Consider the following 22,960-nt stretch of genomic DNA (forward strand, 5'->3'; position numbering starts at 1 on the left):
TAATAATAAACTCTCATGAACTGGTTATCAACACTATTAGGAAACCTGAATTATGGTACAATCTTCCTATTAATGTTACTCGAAAGTACGGTAATCCCCGTCCCATCTGAATTTGTTGTATCACCTGCCGCCTATCATGCTGCAGGCGGAAATTTAGATATTTGGCTTGTCATTCTATTTGCTACAATCGGCGCTGATTGTGGAGCAACAATCAATTATCTTGCAGGTCACTACTTAGGTAGGCCCATTATCTATCGCTTTGCCAATAGTAAATGGGGGAAAATGTGCCTATTAAATCAACAGAAAGTAGAGAAAAGTGAGAAGTATTTCTATGATCATGGCATGATAGCAACAATTACTGGCCGACTGATTCCTGGCATCCGTCATCTTATTTCCATTCCAGCGGGCTTAGCAAAGATGAATTATTGGAAATTCCTTCTTTATACTACAATTGGTGCTGGCGCCTGGAACTGCATTCTGGCAGCACTTGGTTGGTATCTTCATTCTGCTGTACCAGAAGATCAACTCACGGAAAAGATTGCTGAATATGGTGAGTATATCAAGGTCTTCATATTGATTGCAGTCGTTATTGCCATTGTTTATTTTGTCTTGAAATGGTATTTTAAGCGCAAGAAACATGCCTAACTATAAATATCTCTCAATCAAAACATATCACCAAATAGAACATAAAACAAAAAAGACAATCTCTAATTGAGATTGTCTTTGTGTCGGGGCGACAGGATTCGAACCTGCGGCCGCCTGGTCCCAAACCAGGAGCGCTACCGGGCTGCGCTACACCCCGCTGCATGAAGAGTTAGATATTAAAAGTCGGGGCGACAGGATTCGAACCTGCGGCCGCCTGGTCCCAAACCAGGAGCGCTACCGGGCTGCGCTACACCCCGCTCTATATCCGTTTCTCTTTTGCGTCTGCAAAGGTAATATTTTTATTTTATGTGACCAAATAAAATCATTACTTTTTATTTTATGTAGTAACAAAAAGGGCTACATTTTTTATGTAGCCCCTCTTTTATCACTTATAAAGAATATTCACTTATTTAATAATTCCCTGTTCAACAAAAATCTTTTTTAGTGCTTGAACACCACGTTCAACCTCTTCCTTAGTATGGTTTGCCATAAGTGCAAAACGCACTAAAGTATCTTGAGGAGCACAAGCTGGTGGAATTACTGGGTTGATAAATACTCCCGCATCAAAGGCAAGCTTCGTTACAAGGAATGTCTTTTCAACGTCATGTACATACAATGGAATGATAGGACTTTCTGTTTCACCAATCTCAAAGCCTTCTTCACGGAAACGATCCAAAGCATATCGTGTTACCTCCCAAAGGTGTTCGATAAGTTCCGGCTCATTCTGAATGATATGGAGAGCCTCTAATGCTGCTGCTGTTGCAGCTGGAGTATTTGATGCACTAAAGATATACGTACGACAAGTATGGCGCAAGAAATTGATAGTGTCCTTGTCTCCTGCGATGAATCCACCAATAGAAGCCAAACTCTTTGAGAATGTTCCCATGATAAGATCAACCTCGTCTGTCAGTCCGAAATGGTCACATACGCCACGTCCTTGCTTTCCAAACACGCCTAAGCCATGTGCTTCGTCCACCATTACCGAGCAATTATACTTGCGTTTCAATGCAACTATCTCTGGCAACTTAGCCAAATCACCTTCCATAGAGAACACACCATCAACCACAATCAGCTTGATTGCGTCATGAGGAAGCGCTTTTAACACGCGTTCCAAGTCCTCCATGTCGTTATGCTTATAATGAAGTTGGCGCGCAAAAGAAAGTCTACGGCCATCTACAATACTCGCATGATCACGATCATCACAGATAATATAGTCGCCTTTACCTACCACTTGTGCCAATACACCCTGGTTAACAGAGAAACCAGTTGAGAAGCAAAGTGTATCATCCTTATGCATAAATTCGGCCAATTCCTTTTCCAATTGCACATGGATATCAAGAGTTCCGTTCAAGAAACGACTTCCTGCACAGCCTGAACCGTATTTATCTAATGCGCGTTTTGCGGCATCTATCACACGTTTGTCACCGGTTAAGCCTGTATAAGCATTTGAACCAAACATCAAAACCTTGTGACCAGTCATTTCAACTTCTGTACCCTGCTTACTGGTTATAGCGCGAAAATATGGGTATACGCCTGCCTCCATATACTTTTGAGGCTCACGATAATTCTTGTATCTTTCTTGTAATTGTCCCATTTTAATAGGTGTAGAAAACTACTTTTAATACTAATAGGCTGCAAAGATACAAAAAAACGGCAATATAGTATACTTTTTCAAAAGAAATATGCGATTTAATCAAATTATAAAGCATATCTGATGGTTGTAAAATGTAAATGATTATCTTTGCAGAAGAGAAATCTTTGTATGGCTGCAACCATTCAAAATAGATTAACGACAGCTGAAGAAAACAATCTCAAAAATAGCTTATCTCAGCACAAAAAGACTTGGAATGAGTATCTACTCAACCAAATCACAAGAGAATTAAAGACTCTACAACCCACGATTTGAAAGTTCTTTTCATGTGGAAAACATATTTCTCTTTCAAAAACAAAAAGCACTAATGGAGAAAAAAAAGATTATTTTCATTATGAACCCTATTTCGGGAACTGCCAGCAAGGCCGGGATTCCGAAACTCATTGAGCGATATCTTGACACCAACAAATTCGATTATGAGATTAAACTCACCGAGTATGCAGGCCATGCAGCAGAACTTGCGGCAGAAGCAAAAGACAATCATACAGATATTGTGGTTGCAGTGGGCGGCGATGGCACGGTGAACGAGGTCGCACGCGCTATTGTTCAATCATCTACAGCCTTAGGAATCATCCCATGTGGTTCAGGAAATGGCCTTGCACGTCACCTGTTATTACCTCTCAATTTGGCTAAATCCATCGAGATTATCAACGCTGCAGAAGTTCATCAACTCGATTATGGCGTCATCAACGAACACCCATTTTTCTGCACCTGCGGTATGGGATTTGATGCCTTTATCAGTCATAAGTTTGCAGAAGCAGGTAAGCGTGGCCCCATAACTTATGTAGAAAATGTATTAAAAGCAGGCCTCAACTATAAGCCCGAAACCTACGAAATATACGATGAAAATGGTGCAACGAAACTCAAAGCCTTCCTCATCTCATGTGCAAATGCATCACAATATGGGAACAATGCCTATATTGCACCACAGGCTTCAATGAGTGATGGGCTCATGGATGTTATCGTAATGGAACCTTTCGATGCTTTCGAAGCAACACAAATCAGCATTGATATGTTCAACAAAACCCTTGACAAGAACTCTAAAATCAAGAGTTTCCGCACCAAACAGCTACGTGTTCATCGTAACAATCCCGGCTATATACATTTTGACGGCGACCCTGCCATGACTGGAGAAGACATTGAAATCAAACTGATTGAGAAAGGAATAAAGGTCATTGTTAATCCTTTTGCTGACAAACGTAGGCGCAAACCCAACACGCTTCAAAATGCAGCAGCAGATATTTTCAATCAACTCAACGACCTACGCTCTGACATCAACCGCCAAAGAAGACGTATTAAGGTACTCAATAAAATGATACTTAGGAAACTGAATCTATAAGATTGTCAGTCAACTCCTACCCTATTTCTACTTACAAACAATGGATTGAACTTCAAGAAATCAAGAAAACATCCTTCGATTTGTAACCTAACTATATATGATTACAGGCATAGATTTAAGCTCTATGCCTGTAATGATTCATGAAAGAAGCAACTTGTTTCTACCTATTGAAACCAAACGAATTAAAGTGTTAAATCTTATCATTTAGTTTTACAATATATTTCAAAATACAATCACATTCAGACTAACAGATGAAATTCAAGAAAATAAGCCTACTTTTCATGCTTTTGCAAATTACTTTATATCAATCTGTTAGCAAAAAGAGAGATTATATCACCCAACAATATCCATTAGATCACATCACAAACTGCACTATTTTACATAGTAAATACAGCCATTTTGGAAGAGGAAATGACGCAAATAGAAACACGATATGCCCCATTTTGCATTAAGTAATCATCCAAAACTAAAAGAACTTTGCTTAAAAACACATCTTCACACTTATTTTTCCACCTTGCAAGCACTTAGTATTACTATTTTAAAGTGTTAAAAATCATCTTCTTATTTTACAATATTTATTCATCAAAACAAATGAATTCTACAAAAGGAATATAAGAAACCTACATTAACAAGAGTACAAAATACGTATTCATTTACCTACATAGCCCATGTAAAAGACACGTATTATGTTTGAAATGAAAAGGAGGACAGAAGAGAGTTTGAAAGAAAACGATGTACGAAAACACCAATAAGAGCTTACAAATAGAAATCAGCAGTAAGACGTTGATACCAATCCGACCGTTCACCTTGTTGCATCAAACAAACTGTTTGCATCTCATTAGATGAGACACCAGTCTTTTGAAACTCTAACATGAAACGTTTTACGGGTTTTCGTTCGACAGTCTTTACTGCACAAACACGCGTCAAAGAGAGATTCATGAAGGTTGCTTCAGCCACAAAACCCGATTGACATTCAGCTGGAATAATGGCAGAAAATCGCCCCGTTTCAGTTAGTAGACGTTTCACTTCTGTAAAAAGCGCCTCATAAGATAACGTTGTAGTGTGACGTGCAACACTACGTTTTTCGTCGGGATTCGGTAGTGAATTGACAAAAAAGGGAGGGTTGCTAACAATACAATCAAAGCAATTCTCACCATCATACTGCTGCAAGGAGGTGTGCATAACACGCACACGAGTGGCAAAAGGACTATTCGCCACGTTCTCTTTTGCTTGTAAACAGGCTTCCTCATCAATGTCAATAGCCACAATTTCAGCCTCGGGAAAGCGCTGTGCCATCATCATTGCAATCAGTCCTGTGCCTGTTCCGATATCAAGCAAACGCTTTCCACCACGCGACCATGCACCCAAGAGCACCCCATCGGTGCCAACCTTCATTGCACACTGGTCGTGATGAACAGAAAACTGCTTAAATTTGAAAACATTGTTACTCATACTTCTTGATATATAAACGTTGAAAATCGCCTAATATTTTATCGTTTTTACGGATTTACACATTAATAATTGCTTTTTATACTGACGTTTGCCAGTTTCTGATGAAAAAAGCGTATCTTTGCAAACCATTAGTTTTCAAGTAGCAAATGAACAATAAAAATACTTCAATACAAATGATTGCCGACTACGAAGGCGATATTTCGAATCTGCTTAATACCAATGTTTTAGGCGAGGTTCCTATTCTTACCACGCGTAATTTGGTAGTTTTCCCAGGCGTAGTATCCCCTATTCTGGTGGGTAGAGAAGCCAGTGTGAAGCTCGTTAAGTATCTCGACAAGCATCCAGATACCATCTTTGGCATCTTCTGTCAACGCGATTCCAATGTTGATACTCCTATATTCAAAGACCTCTATACTACGGGTGTATATGCCAAAGTGGTAAAAGTCATTGAGATGCCAGGGCCAGGAAAGAACCTCACGGCTATCGTTCAGGGACTCGGAAGATGTCAGTTGGAGAGCATCACAAAGATGAAACCCTTCTATGCAGGTATTGTTTCACCAAGTGAGGAGCATCTGCCAGCCGAAACAAGTGAGGAGTTTTCAACAGTTTGTGAAACCGTAAAGAAGAGTGCCAAGGACTATATCAGCCTGAATGAAGATATGCCTGACGAGGCACAATTTGCTTTATCAAGTATTCAGAACAAAGTTGTTACCGTCAACTATGTATGTAGCACACTGCCTTTTAGCATTAAAGACAAGATTAAACTACTTGAAATTGATGATACAGAAAAGCGTGCTTATAGCTTATTAAAGATACTTGACCGCGAAACTCAACTGTTGAAACTCAAACAAGAGATACGACAGAAGACACGCATGGACCTTGATGAACAGCAGCGTGAATACTTCTTGCAACAACAAATCAAGAATATCAAGGAAGAACTTGGCCATGGTGAGGGTTCACCAGAGCATCGTGAACTATTAGAAAAGGCTAAAACCAAGAAATGGAATGAGGATGTTGCAACAACATTCTACAAGGAACTTGAGAAATTAGAGCTATATAATCCACAGAGTCCAGAGTATAGTGTGCAGCTTAACTATCTGCAAAACATGGTTAATCTGCCTTGGGGAGTCTATACAAAAGATGACCTCAATCTCAAAAAAGCAGAAAGAATACTTAACCATGACCATTATGGTATGGAGAAAGTTAAGGAGAGAATACTTGAATATATATCTGTTTTGAAATTGCGAGGTGACTTGAAATCTCCTATCCTTTGCCTTTATGGTCCTCCTGGAGTGGGTAAAACCTCTTTGGGAAAGAGCATTGCAGAGGCCATGAATCGCAAGTATGTACGTATGTCATTGGGTGGACTTCACGATGAATCTGAAATCAGAGGACACCGCAGAACCTATATAGGAGCAATGCCAGGACGCATCATTAAGAATATTCAAAAGGCTGGTTCGAGTAATCCGGTCTTTATACTTGACGAGATAGATAAGGTCACTCAGAACACGATTAACGGTGATCCTTCATCTGCTTTACTTGAAGTTCTCGACCCCGAACAGAACAATGCGTTCCATGACAACTATCTTGATGTTGACTATGACCTATCAAAAGTGCTCTTCATTGCTACGGCCAATGACCTCAATACCATTCCACGACCATTATTAGATCGTATGGAAGTGATTGAAGTGAGTGGCTATATCACTGAAGAGAAAATAGAGATTGCCAAGCGTCACCTTGTTCCTCGTGAACTCGAAAATAATGGTTTAGCGAACAACGAGCCAAAAATAAAGTTCAATAAAGCTTCATTGGAGAAGATTATTGAACAGTATACGCGTGAAAGTGGCGTACGACAATTAGAGAAACAAATTAATAAAGCACTCCGAAAATTAGCTTATCAGAAAGCTATAAAAGGAAATATTGAATACTCAGATATCACAGCTGACAAGATAGAGGATTTGCTTGGGAAACCTCCTTTCTATCGCGACATCTATCAAGGCAATGATTATGCGGGCGTGGTTACCGGCTTAGCATGGACAAGTGTGGGTGGAGAGATTCTATTTATTGAAACATCTCTTAACCAAGGAAAAGGCAGTAAGCTCACATTGACAGGCAACTTAGGCGATGTAATGAAAGAATCGGCCATGATAGCCCTACAATATGTGAAAGCACATGTAGACAAATTAGGCATTGACTACCGCATCTTTGACAATTGGAACATCCACATTCATGTGCCCGAGGGTGCAACTCCGAAGGATGGTCCGTCAGCAGGAATCACAATAGCAACGTCGATTGCCTCAGCACTTACACAGCGCAAGGTGCGTAAGAACACCGCAATGACGGGAGAGATTACATTACGTGGAAAGGTACTCCCTGTGGGAGGTATCAAAGAAAAGATATTGGCTGCAAAACGTGCGGGTATCACAGACATTGTAATGTGTAAGGAAAACATGAAGGATATCGAGGAAATCCCTGAGAAATATCGTAGTGGAGTGACATTCCATTATGTTGAAAACATACAACAGGTGTGGGATTTTGCCCTTACAGATGAGCTCGTAGAACATGCGACCCCACTCACAATTCCAGATGAAAAAGAAGAAAAGCAATGACATTTGAGGTTCAACATACCGATAACGCCAGTGACGCAAGGGCTGGACTCATCACTACTGACCACGGAACGATAAAGACTCCAATCTTTATGCCTGTAGGAACGGCAGGAACAGTGAAAGGTGTTCATTTCAGCGAATTGCACGAACAAGTAAAAGCTCAGATTATTCTTGGCAACACATATCATTTATATTTGCGTCCAGGACTTGACATATTACGTCAAGCAGGAGGTCTACATGGCTTCAATGGATGGGAACTTCCCATACTGACTGATAGTGGAGGATTTCAAGTTTTCTCGTTAACCGGGATTCGAAAACTAACAGAAGAGGGTTGTACTTTCCAGTCACATATCGATGGAAGCAAACACATGTTTACACCGGAAAATGTGATGGACACAGAAAGAATCATTGGAGCAGACATCATGATGGCTTTCGATGAATGCCCACCCGGTAAAAGCGACTACCAATATGCAAAGAAAAGTCTGGCTATGACACAGCGTTGGCTTGACCGATGTATAAAGCGTTTCAACGAAACAGAACCGCTTTATGGATATAACCAAAGCCTATTCCCTATCGTACAAGGCTGTACCTACAAGGACTTACGACAGGAAGCTGCCAAATATATCGCTGATAAAGGAGCAGATGGGAATGCAATTGGAGGGTTGGCTGTAGGCGAACCAACAGAGGTTATGTATGAGATGATAGAGGTTGTCAATGAAATTCTACCAAAAGAAAAGCCGCGTTATCTCATGGGTGTAGGTACTCCACAAAATATTCTGGAAGCCATTGAACGTGGTGTAGACATGTTTGATTGTGTAATGCCAACGAGAAATGGACGCAATGCTTTGCTTTTCACTTATGATGGAACAATGAATATGCGCAACAAAAAGTGGGAAAACGATTTTACTCCGATTGATGCTGCGGGGTGTGATGTTGATAAACGCTATACCAAGGCTTATCTTCACCATCTCTTTAAGGCTAAGGAGTTGTTGGCAATGCAAATCGGAAGTATTCATAACTTGGCCTTTTATCTTCGTTTAGTGACTGATGCAAGGCACCATATAGAACAAGGTGACTTCGTTTCATGGAAGAAATCAGTTATCGATCGGCTTGGACAACGTTTGTAAAACATAAATGATTGAATTCGGAAAAATAAGGAGACATTTGACAAGATACCGCATGTTGAGATGGCTAAGTAGGCATCCTGCATGCTTACATCGCCTGTTTCAGTGGATTGTTGCACATACATTGATGCTGCAATTCATGGCAAAATGGGTTGGTAAAAGGCTGACATGGCTTCGCTATATCAATCCCCTTCGTTATATCAAACGATTGGATTGGTATATCATTAAGAAGTTTATTGGTACCTACATTTATTCGATTGCACTGATTATCAGTATCTCGATAGTTATTGATATCAATGAAAATTTGGCAAAGTTTAGCGAATATCATGCGCCATTAAAGGCTATCGTGTTCGATTATTACATGAACTTTATCCCATATTTTGCCAATCTTTTTAGTCCTCTTTTCGTATTCATTGCGGTGATATTCTTTACTTCTAAGTTGGCAGGAAATAGTGAGATTATTGCCATGTTAGCTGCTGGTGTATCATTCAAAAGACTCATGCGACCTTACATGATCTCCTGTATTCTCATTTCAGTTGTATCATTCTATCTCAGTGGATATGTCATTCCACATAGTAATGTCATTCGACAAAACTTCGAATCTCTATATAAGAATAAGAAGAAAACAACAGCAGCAGACAATGTTATGCTTAATGTTGGCAAAGGAACTATAGCCTATATACAACATTATGACAATAATACCAAGCGGGGTTATGGCTTTTCTTTGGATAAGTTTCAAGACAAAAAGCTTGTCAGTCACATGACAGCTATGGAGATACAATACGACACTATAAGCGATTCTAAGTATCATTGGACTGCACAAAATTACAAGATTCGGAAGTTCAATGGCTATCGAGAACAGATCGAAAATGGAGCAAAACGAGACACGACTATACTCATGGAACCAAATGATCTCGTATATTCTAAGGGACAACAAGAGACCTTTACGAACCCTGAACTGAGTGATTATATCTCCAAACAAATCGACAGAGGATCGAGTAATGTGGTTCAATACCAAGTGGAATATCACAAGAGAATAGCTGCCAGTTTCGCTTCTTTCATCCTCACTATCATTGGTCTTTCTCTCTCAGCTAAAAAGAGAAAAGGAGGTATGGGAATGTATCTTGGCATCGGCTTGGCACTTAGTTTCGGTTATATAATGTTACAAACCGTATCATCAACATTTGCTATCAATGCCAATCTTCCACCGATTATTGCTGCATGGATACCAAATATTATCTTTGCTATTGTGGCATATTTCTGCTACAAACAAGCACCAAATTAAAATAATATGTACTTTGACGAATTAGAATTAAACAACAGTGTTCTCGATGCACTCTATGATATGCGCTTTGAAAAGTGCACTCCTGTGCAGGAGAAATGTATTCCGGAAATCCTCAATGGCAATGATGTGTTAGGCGTAGCACAAACAGGAACCGGCAAGACGGCAGCCTACTTACTGCCTATTTTAAGTAAACTTGACGATGGAAATTATCCAGAGAAGGCCATTAATTGCCTTATCATGAGCCCCACTCGAGAGCTTGCTCAGCAGATTGATCAAGCCATGCAAGGATTTGGTTACTATCTAAATGGGGTTAGCAGTGTGGCAGTTTATGGCGGAAATGACGGCAATCGATATGACCAAGAACTAAAGAGTCTCCAATTAGGTGCAGACGTTGTAATAGCCACTCCTGGTCGCCTTATCTCTCATATCAGCTTAGGAAATGTAGATCTAAGTAAGGTTTCATTCTTCATTCTCGATGAAGCTGATCGCATGCTTGACATGGGATTTTCTGATGATATCCTTAAGATTGCAAAGAAACTACCCCAATCTTGTCAGACAATTATGTTCTCTGCGACGATGCCAGACAAGATAGAAGAGCTCGCAAAAACGCTGCTAAAGAATCCTAAAGTCATTAAACTGGCTGTTAGTAAGCCTGCAGAAAAGATTAAACAAAGCGCTTATGTGTGTTATGAAACACAAAAGATGGGCATCATAAAGGACATCTTTAAGAGTGACGATCTCAAGCGAGTTATCATCTTCTGTGGTAGTAAGATGAAAGTAAAACAAGTGGCGGGAGCTCTCCAACGCAAGCATATCAACTGTGGAGAAATGCACTCTGACCTTGATCAAGCAATGAGAGATGAGGTCATGTTCAAGTTTAAGAGTGGTCAATTTGATGTGTTAGTAGCCACTGATATCGTTGCGCGCGGCATTGACATTGACGATATCTCTATGGTTATCAACTACGATGTACCCCATGACGCCGAAGACTATGTTCACCGAATTGGCCGTACTGCACGTGCAGCTCGTGAGGGTTCAGCGATAACATTCGTATCGGATGATGATATTTATTACTTTCAACTGATTGAGAAATTCCTTGGAAAGCAAGTTGATAAGACGCCACTTCCCGAGGGATTAGGCGAAGGTCCTGAATATAAATCAGCCGGAAAACCCAAACGTGGAACTTCAGCGAAGAGCAGAAGACGCATTAATCGCGAACAAACTGCACATAAAGATAAGAAGCAACAGAACCGCCGTCAGCGCAATAATGTAGCTGACTCACAATCACAAAATACAGAGGTTGCAAAGGATTCTCACAACAATAAGGAACGTAATTCACAAAGAAATAGAAATCAAAGAGGCGAAAAAACATATCAGCCACGTTGCGAAAAACGAAACAACGAGCAACGAAGCAACAGACCTAATGAGGTTAGAAATGCTACAAACTCTCGTAATTCAGAACAACAACAGCATAAGAAACGCCGCGCAAATGTAGAAGGAAATTACAAAAAACGCAATCGTCCACAGACTGAAAATCGTCCTAATACAACGCACAAGAATACTGCTCACGTGCAGAAAATGCAAGCTGAAAGCGGCATAAAGAAGTTCTTTAAGAAAATTTTCAGAATCAAATAAATTATCATACGATTCAAATGAACAGAGAGAGGGCCAAAAGTGTCCTCTCTTTTTTGTATTTATGTAGCTTCCAATGATTATCTGTTTCGTTTCTAATTAAAGCTATTTTGTTTAATAAACTTATTATTCTCAACCTAATAAAATAAATTTGTTTGTTTTTATTTGAATTCCAATGATTTTTCTATAACTTTGCAATTAGAATAACATTAATTCTTTTATAGGTAATCAGAAAAAGGTAAAGCGTATGAAAGCAAGTGAAGTTTTAGAAAAACTAAAAGTCAGATTCCCAAACGAACCCGAGTACATTCAGGCAGTAAGTCAAATACTTGGCACCATTGAAGAGGAGTATAACAAGCACCCCGAGTTTGAGAAAGCGAACCTTATTGAACGACTTTGTATTCCCGACAGACTCGTAGAATTTCGTGTAACGTGGGTAGATGACAAAGGAAAGGTGCAAACTAACATGGGATATCGAATTCAACACAACAACGCTATAGGCCCATATAAAGGTGGATTACGCTTTCATCGCTCTGTAACGCTTTCCATTTTGAAATTCCTTGCCTTTGAACAGACTTACAAAAATGCCTTGACTACCCTCCCAATGGGTGGTGCAAAAGGTGGTTCAGACTTCTCACCTCGTGGGAAAAGTAATGCAGAAGTGATGCGCTTTTGCCAAGCTTTCATGAATGAACTCTATCGACATATTGGTCCAAATGAAGACGTTCCAGCAGGAGATATCGGTGTAGGTGGACGCGAAGTTGGCTATCTTTTCGGACAATATAAGAAGCTTACACATCAATTTTCGGGTATACTTACGGGCAAAGGACAGGAGTTTGGAGGCTCACTTATACGTCCGGAAGCAACGGGATATGGCAATGTTTACTTCTTAGAAAACATGCTTAAAACTCGCAATATCAGTCTAAAGGGAAAGACTGTACTCGTGTCAGGAGCAGGCAATGTGGCTCAATATACGATTGAAAAGCTATTAGAATTAGGCGCAAAACCCGTCAGTTGTTCCGACTCAGATGGCTATATCTACGACCCCGATGGCATTGATAAAGAGAAGCTTGCCTATATCATGGAGCTGAAAAATGTAGAGAGAGGCCGCATAAAAGAATATGCAGAACGCTATGGAGTCAAGTATTCTGAGGGCAAACCTTGGTTTGAAAAGGCCGACATTGCATCTCCGTGTGCAACCCAAAATGAAATTAATGAAGAGGCAGCCAAAGCCTTAGTGGCCAATGGAGTAATTGCTGTTACGGAAGGAGCAAACATGCCTACCACGCCAGAAGCAACGAAAGTATTTCAAGATGCAAAGATTCTTTATTGCCCAGGAAAGGCATCTAATGCCGGCGGTGTAGCCGTTTCAGGACTTGAAATGAGTCAAAATTCTGAGCGAATGAAATGGTCACGCGAGGAGGTTGATGCCAAACTTCATGCTATTATGGACGATATTCATGCTAATTGTGTCAAATATGGCACAGAGCCTGATGGCTATATCAACTATGTTAAGGGTGCTAACATTGCGGGCTTCCTTAAAGTTGCAAAGGCCATGATGGCACAAGGAATCGTATAAAAGAACAAAATCATCAGCAAACTAATTAGAAAAGGGGCAGAAGTCATAATGATTTCTGCCCCTTTTGTATCATCAATAATGCTATAGAAAAACACAAAAGCTGAAACTCTTTATTTGTGAAGCGCCTCCACAATACATTTTTCAACCATATCCATATCGTCAGTTGGTTCGAAACGCGCTATCACCTTGCCCTCTCTTGAGACCAGAAACTTAGTGAAATTCCATTTGATATCCGAATTTGAAGCATACAAAGCATCTTTCTTTTTCAGCATCTTGTCCATGGCTTCTGCCATCGTTCCTACACCAAAACCACGAAATCCTTGCTCACGTTTCAAGTAAGAGTAGAGCGCAATCTCATGTGAGCCATTTACATCAATCTTAGCAAACTGCGGAAAATGTACATCGAAATTAGAGGTACAAAACTCATGAATCTCTGCCGCACTTCCAGGTGCTTGTTGCCCAAATTGATTGCAAGGGAAATCCAAAATGTTGAAACCTTCTGCCCTATACTTCTCATATAAGGCTTCCAACGCTTTATACTGAGGTGTAAAACCACATTTTGTTGCAGTGTTAACTATTAGTAAAACATCGCCTTTCCATTTCTTTAGAGAGACCATCTTACCCTGATTGTCAGCCACTTTGAAAGCATAAACATTCTTTTGTGCAACAGCTTGAAGTGCAAAAAAGACCAATAAGAGGATTAAATATTTTCTCATCACTTATTAATATAAAGATTTTTATTGAGCTAAATAAACTAAAATACATTACAGATACAGACAGCCAATCCCATGACAAAAGCTACTTTGGTTGATTTATGTTAGCAGAATACCCTACTCCACAATCCTATCTTCTCATGTTTCCTTAACACTTTACCCAAGTCCTTGATTCTAACGAATATACACTTGTGCCCATATCATTTCATGGATCAAATTATTTTACAAAATAATTCAAGCCATTTTACTGCGCGATCTCAGCCACTTTATCGTGTGAAATGAGGCACTTCATTGGTTCATTTGATGCATATTACAAAACATTCTGCCTCACTTTTTGATGACATAAGCATTGAGGACTATCCTCATCCCATGTACATGAATTGAAAACAAGATTCAGATTATCCAATAAAATATGCCAACCGACAACGAAATAGACTACCAAATGGTCCTACTTTTCTTCGACTTCGTTCTCAAAACTGTCTTTCGTGTGGTCCTTTAAACTATCTATCAGCTTATCCAAAAGTGGCACTAATTGAAACACTTCCTCTTTACTAAGCCCACATTTACTAAAGTGATTGAGCATACATTGAGGCACTTTAGCCGCCTCTTTCTCCATACTCTTGCCCTCTTTTGTCAATGAAACGATGCGTTGACGGGAATCAACCATCCCGCGAGTACGTATGACTAACCCCATTTTCTCCATGCGCTGAATGAGTGGAGTCACCGTGTTGGTTTCTAAAAGAAGTTTATGTGCAATGTCATTTACAGGCTGATTGTCTGTCTCCCAAAGCACCATCATCACCAAATATTGTGGGTATGTGATGCCCAACTTATCCAAAAAAGGGTTATAAGTCTGAGTAACAAGCCTACTTGCTGAATACAATCTAAAACAGAGTTGACTGCTTAATTTTAATTGTTCGAATGCCATAAATAAATATTTAGGATGAAAGCTAAACGCAAACACAGATAAACAATGATTCTTAATGACTCATCTTATCACAAGATAGCTATCATCAGAATAACTTTTCTGCCTGGTGAGGCCTCAAAAGATAATACACTTCACATTGCAGTGAGTGTAGGGTCTGCTTGTCGTAAAGCACTCATTTACAAACGCTTTATATCGTCTTCGATGCAAAGATAACGAGAAAAAAGCAGGAAAACAAATCAACTCTTATAGTTTTAAGCCTTATTAACCCTCATCAACACCAACTGAAGTCATGAGAAGTAAAATTGAAAAATAGTCTGATATGTATCAATATCAGGATAAAAAAATAGCATTCAACACCCGATTTTACCCAAAAACATTGTACCTTTACACCTCAATTGACATTAAAACTCATTCAAAATGAAAAAGAATACATGGTATAAACATCATAAATGGATAGGCATTGTTGTCAGTTTCTTTTTGTTAATGTTTTGCATTTCAGGGCTAATACTCAATCATCCAATGTTATTTTCCAATTGTAATATCAGCAGATCATGGCTTCCTAAGCGTTATCAATATGACAAGTGGAACTTAGGTTTGCTGCGTGGGAGCATCAAATGGCATAATAAAGTGTTAGTCTATGGCAATTCAGGAATATGGAGAACTGACACAACGGCTAAGCATTTTGACGATTTTAACCAAGGATTGCCCACGGGAGCTGATGCAAGAAACATCAAAGGAATGGTCATTCTACCTTCAGGAAAGCTCTTTGCTGCTGGACAATATGGACTATATGTTTACACGAACAATCAATGGCAATCGGTCAATTTGCCTATTGGTAGTGATGAAAAGCTTTGTGATATCACTTCAAAAGGTGACTCTTTGTTGTTCACTACACGCTCTTTTGTCTATTTAAGTAAACCACCTTATCAGCAATTTCAACGCATAAGCCTTCAAAAAGCAAGTGATTCGGATGGCAAAGTATCCCTCTTTCGCACGGTATGGCTACTACATAGTGGTGAGTTGTTTGGGCTTATTGGCGTGCTGATTGTAGACATGATAGCCATTGTTTTCATTCTGTTGATTATCACAGGTATATTTTATTGGATTCATCCTAAAGGCAAAACATCGGCTTGGTTGCATCGAAAGGCAGGCTCATGGCACAACGAAATAGGCCGTATTAGCTTTGTTTTAGCACTGCTACTCAGCATTACTGGCTGGCTTCTTCGACCGCCAGCACTACTTGCTATCGCTTCAGGAAGAGTTCTAGCTGTACCTTTTTCAACGTTAGATAGCGACAATAGTTGGAATGATCAGTTGCGCTCTATTCGATATGATCAGGCAGAAGGTGACTGGCTTTTATATACTTCAAATGGTTTTTACAGCTTAAAAACGCTTCAATCAACACCTTATCCCGTGAAAATGCAACCGCCGGTGAGTGTCATGGGCATTAATGTTGAGACGCAAGATGAAAATGGTTATTGGCTGATTGGCTCGTTTAGTGGCATGTATATATGGGAAAGAAAGTCAGGTATCATTGCTGATTACTACACACACGGACTGGCAGAACAGACTGGAGGCATACCCATTAGTGCGCATGCGGTATCGGGTTACACAAATGACTTTGGCGAATTTGAACATGTAATCGATTATAACACTGGCTGTGAAGCACTGAAAATGCCGGCAAAGATGAAGCAATTGCCAATGTCTTTGCGTAATGTTGCATTAGAACTCCACACGGGTAGGCTCTACACTTTCCTTGGTTCAGCCAGCATTTTCTATATTTTTATCATCGGACTTGCTGTTATTTGGTGTCTTTGGAGTGGCTGGAAGATACGCTATCAGAAACGAAAGAAAGATTCAGATAAATCAAAACAGAAAACGGATGTTGACTCATCGGATGATTAAACCTATCGGATTACAACACTGAATCCTTCAAAAAAGAGCTTATAACAGGTTACTTTGTGAAATAAATTCATTATAAATGCAAAGCAATAGAAATGTGTTTAAGTCTTAAATAACGCATTTTTAGCCTGTGAAAAGAAATGATTTTGTAGTAGAAAAGATTCCAAAAATGAAATAAGAAAACGCTGTAAGACTCAATCTTACAGCGTTTTTATTATGTTGAATCAAGCGGAAGATGAGGGATTCAAACCCCCGATACGCGAAAGGCGTATACCGGATTTCGAGTCCAGCGCATTCGGTCACTCTGCCAATCTTCCTAAATTGCAATGCAAAAGTAATGAAAAAAGCTGAAAAAGAAAGCTGTAAAACCTTCTGAAAACATTGTTTTAACAGACATTATACATTCAACCTTCAAAAGAAAGTTTGTTTAATCGCATCCTCAACTGTTCTGCTTCACTCTTTCGAATGCTTAATTTGATACTGCACGTGTTATCAAATTTTTGATCAATAATACGTGGTTGCATCTCTTTTACCACACGCATCACATCGTTCATCATAGGATAAGTGAAGTCGAAATCTATTGTTTCTTCTACCTGTTTCACGACAACTGAGGCATTCGAAAGAGCCTCATTAGCAGCTGTTCGATAAGCATTGATGAGTCCACTTGTACCTAACTTCACTCCACCGAAATAGCGAATGACGAAAACAATGACGTCAGTCAGCTCATGACTAATAATCTGTCCTAAGATGGGTTTACCTGCTGTAGAACTTGGTTCGCCATCATCATTGGCACGAAATGCCTTTTGTTCGGGGCCAAGCATATAGGCATAGCAGCAATGTCTGGCGTCATAATATTGCTTACGATAGGCAATTACAAGCTCTTTTGCCTCATCTACCGATTCAATATGATGCGCAAAGGCGAGGAATTTACTGCGTTTCTCCGTGTAATATCCCTCGCCTATAGTTTCTTCTACAATCGTTTTATATTGATCTTCGACCATTTATTCTAACTTATAGATAACGAGTCCGCTGCGAAGTTTAGGCTCAAACCAAGTCGCTTTGGGTGGCATTATCTTCCCACTATCAGCAATATCCATAATCTGTTGCATGCTTACAGGGTACAAAGCCAATGCCATTTGCATCTCACCACTATCCACCCGACGGCGGAGTTCTTGCAATCCGCGAAGTCCTCCAACAAAATCTATCCGCTTATCTGACCGTAAATCCTTTATGCCAAGAAGCTCATCAAGAATCAATCTGCTTGAGATGTCTACATCTAAAACGCTGATTGGGTCGTTATTATTGTATGTACCGTCCTTTGCTTTCAAACTAAACCATTGCTTATCTAAGTAAAGTGAGAACTCATGTAGTTGCTGAGGACGATATTCTTCCGTTCCTTTTGGAGTGACAATAAAGTTCTTTTCGAGTGCAAGTAAAAACTCTTTAGGCGACATTCCGTTAAGATCTTTCACCACACGATTATAATCTAAGATGGTCAATTGACTTGCGGGAAAGCACACTGCCATAAAGAAGTTGTAGGGTTCTGTTCCTTTATGGTTAGGGTTTTGATTCGCTTTTTCTGCTCCAACGAGTGCCGCGGCGGCAGAACGATGGTGTCCATCGGCGATATATAGACTCGGCATGCGATTGAAAGCGTCTGTAATGGTCGCAATATCTGATTCATCTTCGACAACCCATAGCTGGTGTCTGAACCCATCAATGGGTGCAATGAAATCATACTCTGGCTGAGTTTGCGCATAACGCGAAAGCAAATTGTCGAGTGTTTCGTTATCAGGATAGGCCAAAAATACGGGTCCCATGTTCGCATTACAAGCGCGAACGTGTTTCATTCTGTCTTCTTCTTTCTCACGACGGGTTAGCTCATGCTTCTTAATTACACCCTCCATATAGTCTGAAACGCTTGCTCCCACGACCAAACCATATTGAGTCTTACCATTCATTGTTTGAGAATAGATGTAGTAATGCTCCTTTTCATCTTGCATTAACCATCCCTTGTCGACGAATTTCTTAAAGTGTTCGGCTGCACTTCCATAGACTCTGGGGTCATGTTCGTCTGTACCTATCTCGAAATTAATTTCAGGTCGTGTGATATGGTAAAGACTTTTCTCGTTGGTTCCAGCCTCTTGACGGGCTTCTTCAGAACTCAACACGTCATAAGGACGGCATTCTACCAACTCAACAAGAGCCTTTGGAGGACGCAATCCCCTAAAAGGTTTTATCTGTGCCATAGTAAAAGAATATATGTTTTTAAGTTAAACAAGTTGTCTCAAGCCTCATATGAAGTCATACAAGGCCCAAGTTCATTTCGTTAATCAATAGATTTATTTGTTCACTTGATATTTCGTGCACCCGTCAGTAAAGTAAGAAATAATCTGCTTTGCAGCCGCAATACCTGCATTTATGTTTGCTTCGGCTGTCTGTGCACCCATCTTTTTGGGCGTAGAGAAATAGCGTCCTTCGAACTTTTTGAATTCAGTGTCACCATCAGGCATAATATCTGTGATGAATTTTAGGTCGGTTCGGTTAGCCAACAACTCTAATAACTCTTCCTCATTAATAACCTCCTTACGAGCCGTATTTATGAGAATACCACCTTTTGGGAGCTGACCAACAAGCCCACTTCCTATACTTTTGATTGTCTCGGGGGTTGAAGGAATATGCAAACTCACAATATCGCAGTTCTCAAACAACTCATTTTGACTCTTACAAGCATGCACTCCAGCTGCTTCAATAACATCATTCGGGCAGTAAGTATCATAGGCATAGACTTCCATATCAAAGCCTTTTGCAATGCGAGCAACATTGCGTCCCACATTACCGAAAGCCAAAATGCCAAGCCGTTTGCCTTTTAACTCAGTACCAGATTTTCCATTATAGAAGTTACGTACAGCCATAACGAGTAATCCAAACACAAGTTCTGCAACAGCATTTGAGTTTTGTCCCGGCGTGTTTTCAGCCACAACATGATGTGAAGTGGCTGCATTCAGGTCTATATTGTCATATCCTGCACCAGCACGAACTACGATTTGCAGCTTCTTTGCAGCGTTAAAAACTTCTTCATCAACTTTATCTGAGCGAATAATCATTGCATCTGCATCCTCAACAGCACTGAGAAGTTGAGCCTTATCAGTATATTTTTCGAGCAACATCAACTCATGTCCTTCAGCTTCTACTACCTCTCTAATACCTTCAACGGCTGCAATTGCAAAAGGTTTCTCGGTTGCAACTAATACTTTCATAGTGATTTGATTTAATGTTTAGCAGGAAAAGTGAAGCACTCTTCCTGCAAATAAGGTTATGATTAATGTTTTGCTTCAAAAGCTTTCATTGTTTCTATCAAGGCATTTACACCTTCCATAGTCTGTGCATTGTAGCAACTTGCACGGAAACCACCTACAGAACGGTGTCCTTTAATACCTACAATACCACGCTCAACTGCAAAATCAAGGAAGGCCTTTTCAAGCTCTTCATAACCTGAATTCATTACAAAGCAGATGTTCATTAACGAACGTGAGTCAACCTCTACAGTCCCTTTGAAGAGCTTGTTGCGGTCAATCTCACTATAAAGTGCATCAGCCCGTTCGTGAGCTCGCTTGTCGGCAGCCTCTAATCCGCCATGTTCCTTCAACCAACGGAGGTTCTCTAACATAGAATAAATGGGTACAACGGGAGGCGTATTAAACATAGATCCCTTATCAATATGCGTGTGATAATCTATCATTGTAGGTAGTTCTCGCACCCTCTTTTCTAAGGCTTCATCCTTCAAAATGACTACCGTTACACCAGCCATTGCTATATTTTTCTGTGCACCTGCATAGATAGCATCATACTTTTTAACGTCAACTGGTCTGCTCATGATATCCGAACTCATGTCTGCAATCAATGGAACCTTAACATCAAAATCACCGCGATACTCCGTACCATAAATCGTATTGTTCGTTGTTATGTGTAGATAGTCAACATCAGAAGGCACATTTGATTCGAAGTTCTTAGGGTAATAAGTATAGTTAGAAGCTGCAGATGAAGCCACCTCTACTACCTCTCCAAAGAACTTTGCCTCTTTCATTGCCTTCTTAGCCCATACACCTGAGTTCACATAAGCAGCCTTCTTGATGAGGAAGTTGGCTGGAATCTGCATGAACTGTAACGATGCTCCACCTCCTAAAAAGACAACAGAATATCCCTCGGGTATACTCAAAAGCTCTTTAAAAAGGTCTACACTCTCATCGACAACTGACTGAAAGTCCTTCGTACGATGACTTATTTCCATCAGCGAAAGGCCACTACCATTGAAATCAAGGATTTGCTTTGCTGTGTTTTCTACTACTTCTCGAGGAAGCATTGACGGTCCTGCATTAAAGTTATACTTCTTCATCTGAATTAAATTTTAAGTTCTGTTAATGCGTGATATAAATAGTTTTACAAATGCGAATGTACACCTTTATTTTCAAAAAAGCAAATAAATTCCTGTTATTTTACATCAACTATCAAGAAATAAACATTTATTTTAAGAAACAATCTCATTTTAAGGAAGTTATTCCTTCGTTTGATTGGAAAGGAAAGGAAAAAGAAAGTGTATTTATCTTCATCCCATTTCGTCTCGTAATAAACGCCATTTCACCGAGTAAAATGAGGCAAATCACGATGCAAAATGCCCCACTTCAGCGCATGAAATGGGGCATTCTATAAATAAGAATAAAACACATTGAGTATCAATCTGTTTCCTTATGAATCATCTTTACACAGCATCGACTTAGCGAACTTCCTCAACAATGGTTTTGATTCCTTTTATTTTCTCGCCTTTTGTAAGGCGCAAAACCTGCTGAGCCTTAGCCCTGACAACAGCCACATAACTATAACGGTCGTTCACATCAATACGGCCTATCTCGTCAGCCCGCAGTCCTCCCTTCTTACATAGAAAGCCAACAATGTCTGCTTTGCTTACTTTATCCTTCTTACCTTTACCGATATAGAGAGTTTTATTCTTAGGAAGAGCCGGACGAAGTCGTTCATTTAGAAGCACATAATCTTCTACTTCAGCATCCACATAAGCAGGAATCTGCTCTTGAGCATTTAGAATAAAGAAAGCACGTCCATGCTTATCCCATCGTGCAGTGCGTCCAACGCGGTGAATATATCCGTCTTCACTCTCTGGAATATGATAATGAACAATGTTCTCTATGTTAGGAATGTCAAGACCACGCGAAGCTAAATCAGTGCTGACCATAATGTTTGCACTGCCATTTGAGAAGCGATAAAGCGCAGCTTCACGTTCTTTTTGTTCCATTCCTCCATGGAAAAAGCTGACACTAAAGCCTGCATCTATCAAAAAATCGGCAGTTCGTTGCACCGCATCCCGATAGTTCAGAAACACTATTGTGCTTTGTTCGCCAAACGAAAGCAACAATTGTTTTAAGGTATCGAGTTTGTCTTTGTCTGGACTTTCCACCTTATATATATGTACACGATCAGGCACTTGTTCCGTCTTTGGTAAGAAATCAAGAACCTTAAACGCTGCATTTATAAGCTGTTGCTCCCCAAGTTCCTCTGCTGGAGTAGCCGAAAGAAGAATACATCTCACTTGTTTCGGCAGTTTGTTTGTCAGTGCTTCCATCTCCTTTTGAAAGCCCATTTCAAGACATTTGTCAAATTCGTCAAGCACAAGATAATGGATTCCTTCAGCAACGATATTGCCTTTATCAAGATGATCGTTAAGGCGTCCGGGCGTAGCAAACACAATTTGTGGTTTGAGGTCACGCAGATGACGATGTTCTTCCATTGTCATGCGCCCACCATAGCACGCCATTCCACGCAAGCCACAGCCCATATCTTTGAGCACATTGGCCGACTGCAAGGCCAGTTCACGGCCTGGTACAACAACAACCGCCTGCACTTCATCTGACGTTTTGTCGAGTAATTGTGTAAGTGGAAGCAAATAAGACAGCGTTTTTCCAGAGCCTGTTGGAGACAAAATAATAACGTTTTCTTTCTCCTCCAACAGGGTTTGTTGAGCTGCCTGTTGCATATTGTTGAGCGTTATGCCCAACTTCTTGGTTATCTTCTCTATATTTTGAGTCATTTTT

The 22,960-nt window shown here is 40.1% G+C and carries 17 protein-coding genes and 3 tRNA genes; 8 read left to right on the forward strand and 12 right to left on the reverse strand.

Features of this window, described 5'->3' with window-relative positions; translation table 11 throughout:
• Positions 1-15 precede the first annotated feature (15 nt).
• Positions 16-645 (forward strand): DedA family protein, encoded by a 630-nt coding sequence (locus tag HMPREF9420_RS03280; protein WP_007134009.1) that lies wholly within the window; start codon positions 16-18, stop codon positions 643-645.
• Positions 646-728: 83 nt separating this feature from the next.
• On the opposite strand, the gene HMPREF9420_RS03285 is transcribed toward HMPREF9420_RS03280, so the two are convergent.
• From HMPREF9420_RS03285 to spt, 3 genes are all read right to left on the reverse strand, one after another.
• A tRNA-Pro gene (locus tag HMPREF9420_RS03285) sits at positions 729-802 on the reverse strand.
• Positions 803-828: 26 nt separating this feature from the next.
• Positions 829-902 (reverse strand) — tRNA-Pro (locus tag HMPREF9420_RS03290).
• 149 nt (positions 903-1,051) lie between these two features.
• Entirely contained in the window at positions 1,052-2,239 is a 1,188-nt protein-coding gene (gene spt / locus HMPREF9420_RS03295; protein WP_007134010.1) for a serine palmitoyltransferase, read from the reverse strand.
• 364 nt (positions 2,240-2,603) lie between these two features.
• On the opposite strand from spt, the gene HMPREF9420_RS03300 reads away from it, so the two are divergent.
• Positions 2,604-3,635 (forward strand): diacylglycerol/lipid kinase family protein, encoded by a 1,032-nt coding sequence (locus HMPREF9420_RS03300; RefSeq protein ID WP_044079061.1) that lies wholly within the window; start codon positions 2,604-2,606, stop codon positions 3,633-3,635.
• A gap of 756 nt (positions 3,636-4,391) precedes the next feature.
• On the opposite strand, the gene HMPREF9420_RS03305 is transcribed toward HMPREF9420_RS03300, so the two are convergent.
• Positions 4,392-5,087, reverse strand: coding sequence for a tRNA1(Val) (adenine(37)-N6)-methyltransferase (locus tag HMPREF9420_RS03305; RefSeq protein WP_007134014.1), 696 nt, complete (start codon positions 5,085-5,087; stop codon positions 4,392-4,394).
• A gap of 146 nt (positions 5,088-5,233) precedes the next feature.
• Here HMPREF9420_RS03305 and lon point away from each other — a divergent pair, with 146 nt between their 5' ends.
• The 5 genes from lon to HMPREF9420_RS03330 all read left to right on the forward strand — a co-directional run bounded on the left by lon (position 5,234) and on the right by HMPREF9420_RS03330 (position 13,313).
• Positions 5,234-7,696 carry an endopeptidase La gene (lon, locus tag HMPREF9420_RS03310; RefSeq protein ID WP_007134015.1) on the forward strand — a complete coding sequence of 821 codons (2,463 nt, stop codon included), beginning with the start codon at positions 5,234-5,236 and terminating at the stop codon, positions 7,694-7,696.
• Complete coding sequence (gene tgt / locus HMPREF9420_RS03315) at positions 7,693-8,820, forward strand: tRNA guanosine(34) transglycosylase Tgt (RefSeq protein WP_007134016.1); 1,128 nt, start codon at positions 7,693-7,695, stop codon at positions 8,818-8,820. The genes lon and tgt overlap by 4 nt, the downstream gene beginning before the upstream one ends.
• A 7-nt stretch (positions 8,821-8,827) precedes the next feature.
• A complete protein-coding gene (locus tag HMPREF9420_RS03320; RefSeq protein WP_044078732.1) occupies positions 8,828-10,102 on the forward strand; it encodes an LptF/LptG family permease in 1,275 nt (424 codons plus the stop codon).
• Positions 10,103-10,108: 6 nt separating this feature from the next.
• Positions 10,109-11,737: a DEAD/DEAH box helicase gene (locus HMPREF9420_RS03325; RefSeq protein ID WP_007134018.1), complete on the forward strand. Its 1,629-nt coding sequence runs from the start codon at positions 10,109-10,111 to the stop codon at positions 11,735-11,737.
• Between the two features lie 244 nt (positions 11,738-11,981).
• The gene (locus HMPREF9420_RS03330; RefSeq protein ID WP_007134019.1) at positions 11,982-13,313 is read left to right on the forward strand and encodes an NADP-specific glutamate dehydrogenase; all 1,332 of its coding nucleotides are present in this window, start codon (positions 11,982-11,984) and stop codon (positions 13,311-13,313) included.
• Between the two features lie 110 nt (positions 13,314-13,423).
• Here the strand turns inward: HMPREF9420_RS03330 and HMPREF9420_RS03335 are convergent, their stop codons facing one another.
• Together HMPREF9420_RS03335 and HMPREF9420_RS03340 are read right to left on the reverse strand one after the other, a co-directional pair.
• Positions 13,424-14,029, reverse strand: a complete 606-nt coding sequence (locus HMPREF9420_RS03335) for a glutathione peroxidase (RefSeq protein ID WP_007134020.1) — start codon at positions 14,027-14,029, stop codon at positions 13,424-13,426.
• 445 nt (positions 14,030-14,474) lie between these two features.
• Positions 14,475-14,954, reverse strand: coding sequence for a MarR family winged helix-turn-helix transcriptional regulator (locus tag HMPREF9420_RS03340; protein ID WP_044078733.1), 480 nt, complete (start codon positions 14,952-14,954; stop codon positions 14,475-14,477).
• 417 nt (positions 14,955-15,371) lie between these two features.
• Between HMPREF9420_RS03340 and HMPREF9420_RS03345 the strand changes: the two genes are divergently transcribed.
• A complete protein-coding gene (locus HMPREF9420_RS03345) occupies positions 15,372-16,859 on the forward strand; it encodes a PepSY-associated TM helix domain-containing protein (protein WP_007134024.1) in 1,488 nt (495 codons plus the stop codon).
• Between the two features lie 226 nt (positions 16,860-17,085).
• Here the strand turns inward: HMPREF9420_RS03345 and HMPREF9420_RS03350 are convergent.
• The 6 genes from HMPREF9420_RS03350 to HMPREF9420_RS03380 form a co-directional block, all read right to left on the reverse strand.
• A tRNA-Ser gene (locus tag HMPREF9420_RS03350) sits at positions 17,086-17,173 on the reverse strand.
• Positions 17,174-17,260: 87 nt separating this feature from the next.
• Complete coding sequence (locus tag HMPREF9420_RS03355) at positions 17,261-17,857, reverse strand: IMPACT family protein (RefSeq protein ID WP_007134025.1); 597 nt, start codon at positions 17,855-17,857, stop codon at positions 17,261-17,263.
• Positions 17,858-19,105 carry a DUF1015 domain-containing protein gene (locus HMPREF9420_RS03360; protein ID WP_007134026.1) on the reverse strand — a complete coding sequence of 416 codons (1,248 nt, stop codon included), beginning with the start codon at positions 19,103-19,105 and terminating at the stop codon, positions 17,858-17,860. It lies immediately after the preceding gene.
• A 93-nt stretch (positions 19,106-19,198) separates the two neighbouring features.
• Complete coding sequence (locus HMPREF9420_RS03365) at positions 19,199-20,116, reverse strand: NAD(P)-dependent oxidoreductase (RefSeq protein WP_007134027.1); 918 nt, start codon at positions 20,114-20,116, stop codon at positions 19,199-19,201.
• Between the two features lie 62 nt (positions 20,117-20,178).
• Positions 20,179-21,252: a 3-phosphoserine/phosphohydroxythreonine transaminase gene (gene serC / locus HMPREF9420_RS03370; protein WP_007134028.1), complete on the reverse strand. Its 1,074-nt coding sequence runs from the start codon at positions 21,250-21,252 to the stop codon at positions 20,179-20,181.
• Between the two features lie 378 nt (positions 21,253-21,630).
• Positions 21,631-22,956 carry a DEAD/DEAH box helicase gene (locus HMPREF9420_RS03380; RefSeq protein WP_007134030.1) on the reverse strand — a complete coding sequence of 442 codons (1,326 nt, stop codon included), beginning with the start codon at positions 22,954-22,956 and terminating at the stop codon, positions 21,631-21,633.
• Positions 22,957-22,960: the final 4 nt, after the last annotated feature.

The organism is Segatella salivae DSM 15606, assembly GCF_000185845.1.
Classification (GTDB): Bacteria; Bacteroidota; Bacteroidia; order Bacteroidales; family Bacteroidaceae; genus Prevotella; species Prevotella salivae.